An 8,302-nucleotide genomic window follows, 5' to 3' on the forward strand; every position below is an offset into this window, starting at 1 on the left:
TAACATGGTAAACAAGAAAACAAAGATTATTGCAACTGTAGGTCCGGCATGTAACACGAAGGAAAAACTGTGGGAGTTGGTTCAAGCTGGTGCGAACATTTTCAGATTGAATTTTTCTCATGGAACTCATGACGTACATCAAAGCGTGATTAATGCGATTCGTGAAATCAGAAAAGAACAAGGCGTTAACATTGCAATCCTTCAGGATTTACAAGGTCCTAAAATTCGTACAGACGAAGTTGAGAACAACGGAGTAGAACTTGTAGAAGGTGCTAAGATTGTTATTACAAAAGAAAAAATGTTGGGTACTAAAGATAAAATTAGTACTTCATATAAAATGCTTACTTCAGATGTTAAAAAAGGCGATGCTATTTTAATTGATGATGGTAACATTGAATTAAAAGTTTTAGAAACAGGTAACGGTGAAGTTACATGTGTAGTTATTTATGGCGGTATCTTGAAATCTCGTAAAGGTATTAACTTGCCAAACACGATTGTTTCTGAACCATCATTAACAGATAAGGATAAAGAAGATTTATTATTCGGTCTTAAGAATGATGTAGATTGGATCGCCTTATCTTTTGTTCGTAGCGCTGTTGATTTGAATGAATTAAAAGCAATCGTTAAAGAACATGGAAAAGCTTGTAAAGTAATTGCAAAAGTTGAAAAGCCAGAAGCAGTTAAAGATATTGATGCAATTATCGATGCATCTGATGCAATCATGGTTGCGCGTGGTGATCTTGGAGTTGAGCTTCAAATGGAAGACGTTCCGATGATCCAGAAAATGATCATTAGAAAATGTAACGAATTGGGTAAGCCTGTAATCGTTGCTACACAAATGATGGAAAGCATGATTTCTAATGCGCGTCCTACACGTGCTGAAGCAAGTGATGTTGCGAATGCAATTATTGATGGTGCAGATACAATCATGTTGTCAGCTGAAACAGCTTCAGGTAGCTATCCTGTACTTACAGTGAAATCAATGACACGTATTTGTCAAGCAGTAGAAAAAGAAGCTGATATCTATAATAAGACTACAAGCGACGATATTGAAAATAATAGCGATAGTGTAATTGCTTCTGCATGTGAATTAGCAGATAAAGTAAATGCTAAAGCAATTATTGGTTTATCTCAGTCTGGTTATTCAGCATTCAGAATTGCGAGCCATAGACCTAAAGCAAATATTTACATTGCTACTCACGATGAGCAATTAATGAATCAAATGAATTTGGTTTGGGGGGTTAGAGCATTTAAATTCGAAAAGTTTACAACTACAGACGAATCGATTGAAGCCGTTAAGAAAAGTTTAGTGTCGAATGGTCTTTTGAAGAAAGGAGATATCTATGTCACTACGGCGTCAATGCCCATGGCAGATATCCAGTTGGCAAATAGTTTGAAATTAGGAATTGTTGAATAATGATTCTTTCTTAAAATAAATCAAAGCCCTTTGAATATTTTTCAGAGGGCTTTTTTTATAGGAAAATAAATATGAACTTCATTTTGCGAACAGTTATATTTATTTTATCTCGTTAAATATATTTACTTAAAATTTATTACATAAATGGATATCGGTTTATTAAAAAATATTTGCGAAACACCTGGTGTACCTGGCTATGAGCAGGCTGTACGTGCTTTGGTATTGAAAGAAGTAACACATTTAGTTGATCATGTGTGGGTAGATAATATCGGTAATGTATTTGCCTTGAAAAAAGGTGTGCGTAATCCGGAAAGCAAAAAAGTAATGGTGGCTGCTCACATGGATGAGATAGGCTTCATTGTATCTCATATCGATGATCAAGGGTTTCTTCGTTTTCAAACCTTGGGGGGTTTTGATCCGAAAACGTTGACAGCACAACGTGTGATTGTTCATGGTAAGAAAGATTTAGTAGGTGTAATGGGGGCTAAGCCTATTCATGTTATGTCTCCCGAAGAGAAAAATAAGCCTGCGAAGATCGAAGATTTTTTCATAGATCTTGGAATGAAAAAAGAAGAGGTTGAACAATACATTAGCATTGGAGATACGGTAACAAGAGAGCGTTCTTTAATTGAGATGGGCGATTGCATTAACTGTAAATCATTAGATAATCGTATCTCTGTGTTCATACTTATTGAAACATTAAGAAGATTGCAGTATCAGGAAGTACCGTACGATTTCTATGCAGTATTTACGGTGCAGGAAGAAGTAGGCTTGCGCGGAGCAGGTGTAGCAGCTCATAGCATTAATCCGGACTTTGCCATTGCATTGGATACAACGATTGCATACGATGTACCAGGAGCACGCGCACATGAAAAATGCACAGAGCTTGGCAAAGGAACTGCCATTAAGATTTTAGATTCGTCAACCATTTGCGATTACAGAATGGTTGCTTATTTAAAACAACAGGCACAATACAAAAATATTATGTGGCAGCCGGAAATTCTTGTAGCTGGTGGTACAGATACTGCGCCTTTACAACGCAATGGTAAGAACGGCTCTATTGCAGGTGCTATATCCATTCCTACACGTCACATTCACCAGGTAATTGAAATGGTGAATAAGCAGGATGTTGAGTTGAGTATACAATTGCTGCAGGTTGCTGTAGAGAATCTGGATCAGTATAGTTGGAATCATTAATATTCAAAAGGGAAGTGAGAGCTTCCCTTTTTTGTTTTTATATAATGCTGAATTTTATAAAATATTTTTCTATCTTTTATAGAGAATGGATATTGGTACAATTCAAAAATAAAGCTTATGCAATTCGGAAAAACAGATACGCCTGAAGAGGTTGATTTTACTTTGCCTAAAGATCATGCAGATACTAAAAAAGTATTAGGCGAATCCAAGCCAAATAAGAACTTTAAGGTGTATGTTGGTTGTGCAAAGTGGAATAAAACAGATCTGAAAAATTTTTATCCGAAGGGAACAAAAGATGAGTTGAGCTATTATTCAACACAGTTTAACAGCATTGAATTAAATGCAACGTTTTATAAATCCCCCTCTAAAGATCAGGTAGAAACCTGGAAAGAGAAAGCTGCAAAAGGATTTAAATTCTTCCCTAAAATTCCGAATACCATCAGCCATTTTAAACGTTTGGTAGGAGTGGATGCTGTGGTTGAAGAGTTCTGTGATGCTGTTGTTCTGTTTGAAGAAAATCTAGGAATGACTTTTTTACAGATGCACGATAATTTCAAACCGAAAGACATTGATAAACTTGAAACATTTCTAAAGAAATTCCCGAAGGCAGTACCATTGGCTGTAGAACTGCGCAACGAAGAATGGTATTCTGATAAAAAGGTGCAGGATGAGTTGCATGCACTTCTTGTTAAATATAAAAAGACGTTTATTGTTGTAGATACTGCAGCACGTAGAGATATTATACATATGCGGCTGACTTCTGATAAAGCATTTATTCGTTATGTAGGCGCGAATCATGAAAGCGATTATTCTAGACTGGATGATTGGATCAAGCGTATTAAAACATGGCGTAAAGAAGGATTGAATGAATTATACTTTTTTGTGCACCAGAATATTGAATTAGAATCACCTTTGTTGTCAGCTTATTTTATTGAAAAGATGAATAAGGCCTTTGAACTTGAGTTGAAAGTGCCAGAGACTGTAAAGAAAAAATAATAAAATCATAGTATATACATTCATAACCGAAAAAATGTCCCTACTTTTTATTTTACTGTTAGTTATCGGAACGTTAATTTTTTTAACGGCTATATTAAAATTATCTCCATTTATATCTTTTATTCTTGTAACAATTCTTGCCGGAATTTTATTCGGCATGCCTTTAAATGAGATTGTAAAGTCTTTTCAAAAAGGCATAGGCGATATGCTGGGCAGTATTCTGATAACATTAACTGCCGGTGCCATGATCGGTAAGCTCGTTGCAGAAAGCGGAGCCGCAACGGTCATTGCAGATAAGATCATTGATATCTGCGGTGAAAAATATCTACAATGGGGTTTGCTTCTAACAGGTTTAATTATAGGTATTCCATTATTTTATAATGTAGGATTTGTGTTGGTTATACCAATTGTTTTTACGCTGGTGTATCGATATAAGCTTCCTGCAGTATATGTTGGGATTCCCATGCTGGCTGCATTGTCTGTAGCGCATAGTCTGTTGCCACCGCACCCGTCACCTGCATCATTGGTTGGTACCTTTCATGCAAGTATGATCAAAACATTTTTATATGGAATTGTTGTTGCCATACCTGCAATCATTATTGCCGGTCCTCTCTTTGCCAGAACATTGAAAAATATTCAATCGGAAGGTGAACTTCCTTTGGTAGAGCATACTGTTGCAGCACATGAATTGCCTGGAGTTTTTAACAGTATTTTCTCTGCGTTGCTGCCTGTGTTTTTATTGCTGGCTACTTTCTTGTTTTCTTTTTTTATTAAGAATCAAACAGGCACTCAGATTTTATTATTCATAAAAGAACCATCTATATTAATGCTAATCTCATTGATTGTTGTAAGTATTACATTAGGTATTAAACAAGGTGTTAGTATTAAGAATATAATGCATACGTATGAATCGGGCATAAAAGATATTGCCATGATTATTTTAATTATAGGAGCTTCAGGCGGATTGAAACAGATACTTATTGACAGTGAAGCAAGTGTTGCTATCGGCAGCTATTTTCAGACACTCGAAATAAATCCACTACTATTGGGATGGCTGATTGCCGCGATTATCCGCTTATGCCTAGGGTCGGCTACAGTTGCAGGACTAACGGCTGCAGGTATAATTGCACCACTCATGAATCAAATTGATGCAGATCCAAATCTTATGATTTTAGCTATCGGCTCAGGAAGCATCTTTTGTTCTCATGTGAATGATACCGGCTTCTGGATGTTTAAAGAATATTTTAATGTATCTATAAAAGATACGTTCTTATCCTGGACAGTTATGGAGAGTATCGTATCTGTTATGGGGCTTGGTGGTGTATTATTGCTAAGCATATGGATATAATGAGTCTCAATGTTTAATTTGAAAATTGAATACGTGTTCAATGGAAAATAGAATATATATTTTTATGGGGGTTTCCGGTTGTGGCAAAACAACCATTGGTAAACTATTTGCTGAAACATTAGGAGCAAAATTTTATGACGGCGATACATTTCATCCCGAATCAAATATTGAAAAAATGGCTGCCGGAATTCCGCTTACAGATGACGATAGATACAATTGGTTGGTAGATATTAATAAGCAAGCACGTGAGTTGTTCAGTAGCGGACAGTCTGCAGTGTTTGCCTGTTCTGCATTGAAGGAAGCATATCGTGTACTTGTGGCACAGCAGATTGGAGATGCTGTTGTCTGGATTTACTTAAAAGGAGATGTTGATACAATTCATCTGAGATTAAAAAATAGAAAAGGGCATTTTATGTCTCCGGAACTTTTACAATCTCAATTTGACATTCTGGAAGAACCGGATTCTGCGATTTATATAGATACAGCATTAGATACGAACACTATTATTCAGACAATTGTGAAAAAACTAACAAAATCAGAATTTGGATTGGTAGGCCTTGGAGTAATGGGGAAAAGCCTGGCCAGAAACTTTGCGGGCAAAGGTATATCCCTCTCTTTATACAATCGTTTTATTAAAGGTTCTGAAGAACAGATTGCCGAAAAAAGTATTTCTGAATATCCTGAATTGCACTCAGCTGTTGGTTTTGAAGATTTGAAGTCATTCGCAGAATCATTGGAAAGACCACGAAAGATTTTTCTGATGATCAAAGCAGGTGAAGAAACAGATACGTTTATAGATGAGCTGGTGCCATATTTGAATAACGGAGATGTCATCATTGATGGTGGTAATTCATACTATGGCGACACACAAAGACGTATCCTATTTCTAAAATTAAAAGGTATACATTTTATTGGAACAGGCGTTTCTGGAGGAGAGCAAGGTGCGCTCACAGGCCCATCTATTATGCCTTCCGGTCCTGCTGAGGCGTACAAGCTGGTTGAAAGATATTTGACATTGATTGCTGCAAAAGATAAATCAGGTGATCCGTGCTGTACGTATATTGGAATAGATGGCTCGGGACATTTTGTTAAAATGATTCACAATGGCATTGAATATGCCGAGATGCAATTGATTGCAGAAGTATATGTGTATTTACGATATGCTGTTAAGATGCAGCCTCCTCAGATTGCAGCGGTATTTACCGAGTGGGACAAGAGTGAATTAAATAGCTATCTATTGGGAATCACTGCAGCACTTTTAGTAAAGAAAGAAGGAGATGCATGGTTGATCGATTTGATTTTAGATAAAGCAGGAAATAAAGGTACGGGTAACTGGGCAACCATTGCGGCATCTGAATTGGGTCAGCCTGCAACACTGATTACTTCAGCACTTCTTGCACGTTATGTTTCAACAATCAAAGAAAATATACGTGTGAATGGCGAACAAGCTACTGAGCATAATTTAGAAACGATTTCATTGCCCGAAATTAGAGATGCCTATAGGCTTGCACGGATTGTTAATCACCAGCAAGGTTTTATGTTAATAGATGAAGCGTCGAAAAAATATTCATGGGATCTTAATCTTGCTGAGATTGCCCGCATCTGGACAAATGGCTGCATCATACGAAGCGCTTTTATGGAAGAGCTTGTTTTAGTTTTGAAAAAAGATTCAAACATTTTTGAGAATGCTACTGTTTTGAAACAACTAAAAATTGCAAAATCCGGATTGAAAATGTTTGCAGTAAGCGCATTGCAATACGATCTATCCATTCCAAGTCATTTGGCAGCACTTGATTATTTAAATGTGCTTATGGGTAATTATGCAACGGCAAATATCATACAGGCGCAACGCGATTATTTTGGTGCACATACGTATCAGAAGATTGGTGACTCGACAGGTAAATACTATCATACAGAGTGGTAGGCTTATTAATTTGTTTTTTATAGCAAAGCCTTGTAATTAATTATTGGAAATGCTTGGGAATGAATTGGTATGATACCAATATCAGTATAACATGCAGAGTTATTAGTAGTATTTTGGTAATATTCTTTTTTTGAAATGAATCGATCAATAATCCATATAAGGGATATTGAAAAAAGCCTGCAAGAAGAAATCCTAAATCTATTGTACTTGATCGAATGAATTGAATGGTTGCAAATGGAAAAAGGATAATTGTTGGTTCTATCCATCCATGGCCTCCACCTAACAGGAAAAAACATGCAATAATTAAAACAGGAGTGAGGACAATAAAACAAATTGTCCATTTATATTTTCGAAACATAAGTCTGGCGTTTAATATACTAGTGTAATTATCGCACTTTGCTAATCTGTCGTTCCATTTCAAATAACAGGTCCGATTTAATGCCTGGATCTACATGTTGAAGAATGATGATCTGCTGACTCAAAATCTGAATACCTTCCTGTAGTTCTTTTTTTATTTTTCTAAGTTGCTTTTCGGGCTTGGCATTAGGTTTACTCATTTCAATAAATAAAGCATCGTGGTCGCTTTTATATTCCCGTATACTTTGCTTTAATTCCTTGATCTGATTGTCGAGCATCGCCAGATAACTTTTTAGTGTCTCTGTCTTCATGCCTTGCAGACGATTTGTTTGTTGCTCTAAAAATTGTGTCTCAAGATTTAATAATGTATACAAATCATTATTACCATAAGCTTCCGTTATTTTTTTACTGATTTCTTCTTTCTCTGATTTTTTATCGGCGTCTTGCTCGGTATCCGGATGGAAGGTTTTTATTAAATCAATGTATATTGCACGGATTGATTTTTTTCGATGTTCTTCTTGCAGCACTTTTTCTTTATCAGCTGTTCGTTCGGCAGCACTTTTCTTTTTATAATTTGGCTGTGGTTCAGTATCATTACTAAAATTTGATTCATCTGAAAAAAAATCCTGGAATGGAGTGTTTGTTTTTCTGACATGTTCCTCAAAAGGCATGTGTGCGTATGCACTGAAAAGGTCTTCTAACTCTTTATCGTTTCCGTTTTCGTAGATCCATTGTTCGATCTCTGAATACATATATACATCAACAATTTCAAGTTCCCGCTTAGAGAATTTGATTTCATGAATGTATATATCAAGGGAAATGAGTTTCTCTTTTTGTAGCAAACGGATTCTTTCAGCAATAGGAGATACAGTTTTTTGATAGAGCGTGATCGCTTCTGGAATGGCTTTTTGTAAGTGTTTTAATTCTTCCTGTAGCAGCTTAACCTCTTGAATCTTCAGATTGATCGGCTGCTGCTCGTTGTTGGCAGAAGGTATATGTTGGAGTGAACTCACTTTTGTAATTATGAATTATGAATTATGAATTATGAATTATGAATTATGAA

At 36.1% G+C, this 8,302-nt stretch carries 7 protein-coding genes; 5 read left to right on the forward strand and 2 right to left on the reverse strand.

Annotated elements, in window-relative coordinates:
• Window positions 1-4: 4 nt before the first annotated feature.
• From pyk to gndA, 5 genes are all read left to right on the forward strand, one after another.
• Entirely contained in the window at window positions 5-1,417 is a 1,413-nt protein-coding gene (pyk, locus tag A3EE_RS0104160; RefSeq protein WP_018342179.1) for a pyruvate kinase, read from the forward strand.
• A 144-nt stretch (window positions 1,418-1,561) separates the two neighbouring features.
• The gene (locus A3EE_RS0104165; RefSeq protein WP_018342180.1) at window positions 1,562-2,614 is read left to right on the forward strand and encodes a M42 family metallopeptidase; all 1,053 of its coding nucleotides are present in this window, start codon (window positions 1,562-1,564) and stop codon (window positions 2,612-2,614) included.
• 117 nt (window positions 2,615-2,731) lie between these two features.
• Window positions 2,732-3,610 (forward strand): DUF72 domain-containing protein, encoded by an 879-nt coding sequence (locus A3EE_RS0104170; RefSeq protein WP_018342181.1) that lies wholly within the window; start codon window positions 2,732-2,734, stop codon window positions 3,608-3,610.
• Between the two features lie 22 nt (window positions 3,611-3,632).
• Complete coding sequence (locus A3EE_RS0104175) at window positions 3,633-4,958, forward strand: GntP family permease (protein WP_281166435.1); 1,326 nt, start codon at window positions 3,633-3,635, stop codon at window positions 4,956-4,958.
• Between the two features lie 40 nt (window positions 4,959-4,998).
• Window positions 4,999-6,882, forward strand: coding sequence for an NADP-dependent phosphogluconate dehydrogenase (gene gndA / locus A3EE_RS0104180; protein WP_026209586.1), 1,884 nt, complete (start codon window positions 4,999-5,001; stop codon window positions 6,880-6,882).
• 40 nt (window positions 6,883-6,922) lie between these two features.
• On the opposite strand, the gene A3EE_RS21775 is transcribed toward gndA, so the two are convergent.
• Window positions 6,923-7,240, reverse strand: a complete 318-nt coding sequence (locus tag A3EE_RS21775) for a hypothetical protein (protein ID WP_018342184.1) — start codon at window positions 7,238-7,240, stop codon at window positions 6,923-6,925.
• Window positions 7,241-7,268: 28 nt separating this feature from the next.
• A complete protein-coding gene (locus A3EE_RS0104190; protein ID WP_018342185.1) occupies window positions 7,269-8,252 on the reverse strand; it encodes a hypothetical protein in 984 nt (327 codons plus the stop codon).
• Window positions 8,253-8,302: the final 50 nt, after the last annotated feature.

It is taken from the genome of Cytophaga aurantiaca DSM 3654 (genome assembly GCF_000379725.1).
Taxonomy (GTDB): domain Bacteria; phylum Bacteroidota; class Bacteroidia; order Cytophagales; family Cytophagaceae; genus Cytophaga; species Cytophaga aurantiaca.

Bases quoted from the DNA above. Each gene is read 5' to 3' on its own strand.
- pyk (WP_018342179.1), top strand. From the start codon at position 5: ATGGTAAACAAGAAAACAAAGATTATTGCAACTGTAGGTCCGGCATGT.
- A3EE_RS0104165 (WP_018342180.1), top strand. From the start codon at position 1,562: ATGGATATCGGTTTATTAAAAAATATTTGCGAAACACCTGGTGTACCT.
- A3EE_RS0104170 (WP_018342181.1), top strand. From the start codon at position 2,732: ATGCAATTCGGAAAAACAGATACGCCTGAAGAGGTTGATTTTACTTTG.
- gndA (WP_026209586.1), top strand. From the start codon at position 4,999: ATGGAAAATAGAATATATATTTTTATGGGGGTTTCCGGTTGTGGCAAA.
- A3EE_RS21775 (WP_018342184.1), bottom strand. From the start codon at position 7,240: ATGTTTCGAAAATATAAATGGACAATTTGTTTTATTGTCCTCACTCCT.